The organism is Hydrocoleum sp. CS-953 (genome assembly GCF_002260545.1).
Classification (GTDB): domain Bacteria; phylum Cyanobacteriota; class Cyanobacteriia; order Cyanobacteriales; family Microcoleaceae; genus Trichodesmium.
The window spans coordinates 1-3,188 of sequence record NZ_LGSU01000466.1 but is presented as its reverse complement, the minus strand read 5'-3'; the positions used below and the strand labels follow the sequence as shown (position 1 = coordinate 3,188).

1 pseudogene is annotated in these 3,188 nt (G+C 33.7%); it reads left to right on the top strand.

From position 1 onward, the window contains the following. Positions 1–1,535 precede the first annotated feature (1,535 nt). Positions 1,536–2,645, top strand: a pseudogene (locus AFK68_RS04675) (S-(hydroxymethyl)glutathione dehydrogenase/class III alcohol dehydrogenase). Positions 2,646–3,188 lie beyond the last annotated feature (543 nt).

The window sequence follows — 3,188 nt, the reverse complement described above, 5'->3', positions numbered from 1 at the left end:
GGAGGAGGGGAGTGGGGGAGAAGCAAACATAAGAATAATTAACATTAAACTAGCTCAAATCAGCAAAAAAATGATTATGATTTTGCTGATTAGTTAATAACTGAAGTATCGCCCAAGTATAGTAATACTTTTGGGAATTGGTATGAGTGGGGGAGAAGCAAACATAAGAATAATTAACATTAAACTAGCTCAAATCAGCAAAAAAATGATTATGATTTTGCTGATTAGTTAATAACTGAAGTATCGCCCAAGTATAGTAATACTTTTGGGAATTGGTATAACTTTATAGCTCATAGCTGAAGGCTGAATGCTTACGTTGTTTTAAGGAGTAGGGGAGCGGGGGAGTAGAGGAGTAGGGAAGTAATTTTTTTGCCCAATTATTACCAGAAATGCTAAATTTTTGACCATGAAGAAATGAAAACCAGGTACTTTTTGCAGACTTAAAAAGGCTAAAAATTTTATCTGTCAATGCTTTTATATTTAATCAACAAGTCCTAGTTATCAAGTCTAGTAGAGTTGTTAATGAAATGTAACCCAATGTCTATTCCAAATATTTCTACTATTTCAAATATTTCAGTGCGTTACACTACTAAACTCTAAGCAAACTAATTAAAATACCGAAGATTTTCGATAAATTATTGATAGAATATTCCTCCAAATCTACAGTGATAGTTTCGGACTCTAGCTCTAAAAATTGCCAAACTGTTCCCGTTGTCACAACACCATAAATTTTATTAATATTGTTGCCTTTTCTTTGATTAAAAATTTGAGCAGCTAGCATCTCTGCAATACATTGAGAAAAACCAGATTTCAGATTATCGTTTTTTGCCTCTACTAAGGCAACAACTGGTGCTTCAATAACAAGTTGTCTTGTGGAACGGCTAATAATAAAATCACAAAAACCATTTAAACCTTGGTCAGGATTAACGTTAAATTCTATTCCTGAAAAAATGCTAATTTGATTATTTAGTTGTTTCTTTACCTCTACTAAAATTGGTGCAACAATTAACTCAGAACGTGCTTTTTCTGAACCAATAGCAACTGCTAAAGGTACATAGTCTTGGAAAAGTTCTTGTAATATTTTTNAAAAAATGCTAATTTGATTATTTAGTTGTTTCTTTACCTCTACTAAAATTGGTGCAACAATTAACTCAGAACGTGCTTTTTCTGAACCAATAGCAACTGCTAAAGGTACATAGTCTTGGAAAAGTTCTTGTAATATTTTACTAGGTAAAACTTCAGGTAAATTGTTGAATTTACCCTGAAGTTCAACTAAGTTTAGATTAAAATTTGTTAGTAGTTCATCTAAGTTAAATTTACTGTAAGGCATTTTTCAATAATTAATAATTACCTCTTCTTATTAAATAAGTGGATTGGCTAAAAGGAATAAAGAAACCTGGTTTCTGAGTTTGTCTGCGTAACTCCTGATCGTATTATAAAATCTTCTCCTATTTCCTCCTTGCTTATTCCTTCTTCTTTACATAAACTATTACCACCAATTATTTTAATAATGTCAATTATAGGAGAATCCCAAAATGGAAACCAAAGCAGCAATAGCTTTTGAAGCAGGAAAACCATTAACTATAGAAACCGTTAATTTAGAAGGCCCCAAAGCTGGAGAAGTAATGGTATAAATTAAAGCAACCGGGATTTGCTATACCGATGATTATACTCTTTCCGGTACTGACCCTGAAGGTTTATTCCCTAGCATTTTAGGTCATGAAGGGGCAGGAGTTGTTGTTGAAGTTGGACCTGGTGTCACCAGTCTCAAACCAGGAGACCATGTTATTCCTTTGTATGTCCCAGAGTGCCGTCAGTGTGACTATTGCTTAAGCATGAAAACCAACTTATGTCAAGCAATTAGAACTACTCAAGGTCGTGGTCTAATGCCGAATGGTACAAGTAGATTCTCATTAAATGGTGAAATGATACATCATTATATGGGAACTTCCACCTTTGCTAACTATACTGTATTGCCTGAAATTTCTTTAGCAAAAATCCGAGAAGATGCTCCTTTTGACAAGGTTTGTTATATAGGTTGTGGGGTTACAACTGGCATTGGAGCTGTTATTAATACTGCCAAAGTAGAGGTAGGAGCAAAAGTAATTGTATTTGGTTTAGGAGGTATTGGTTTAAATGTAATTCAAGGTGCAAAAATGGTAGGTGCTGATATGATTGTTGGGGTTGATATTAATCCGGCAAAACAAGAATTAGCGAAAAAATTTGGCATGACATATTTTGTTAATCCCAAGGAAGTAGAAGGAGATTTAGTTCCTTATTTAGTAGATTTAACAAAGGGAGGTGCTGACTATACTTTTGAATGTATTGGTAATGTTAATGTCATGCGTCAAGCTTTGGAATGTTGTCATAAAGGTTGGGGTGTTAGTGTTATTATTGGTGTGGCAGGTGCAGGGCAATAAATTAGCACTCGTCCGTTTCAGTTAGTAACAGGAAGAGTATGGAAAGGTACAGCTTTTGGAGGAGCAAAAGGTCGTACAGATGTTCCGAAAATTGTTGATTGGTACATGGAAGGGAAGATTAATATTGACGATTTGATTACTAATGTTATGCCATTGGAAAGAATTAATGAAGCTTTTGATTTAATGCACGAAGGTAAGTCTATTCGTAGTGTTGTAACTTTTTAAAGAAGGAAGAAGTAAGAAGGAATAAGGAAAGAAGGAATAAGGAAAGAAGGAAGAAGGAAAGAAGGAAAGAAGGAAAAAGTTTAGGGGTTTGGTCATATTAATCCCATTTTCAGGCTCAATTTGGAGACCAAACCCCTACCATAAAATTTTACAACTTATACCATTTCTCAAAAAGAATGCTATCTTTGATTGGGTGGGTAAGTGTTGGAAGTGTGGGAGGTGCAGGGAGAGGAAAAGCATAAAAATCTATATTAACCGACTAATAATTGTCAAAAAAAACTTTTAATCTTAATAGCTATTGACTGTTGAAGTATGGCTGAGGTATAGCATTACTTTTGGTGATTGGTATTATTTAGGATTGCTAGATTTGAGTATTTGCCGAAAAATAAAGGTATAAAGCCTCTCCTTTTAAGGAGAAACAAGAAAAAATTTTCCTTTTATTCAATCCTCTTCTTTTTAGGGAAAGGTAATTATCAATTATCCATTATCAATTATCCATTATCCATTAATGAAAGGATTTTAACTTGCTATTATATCAAATCA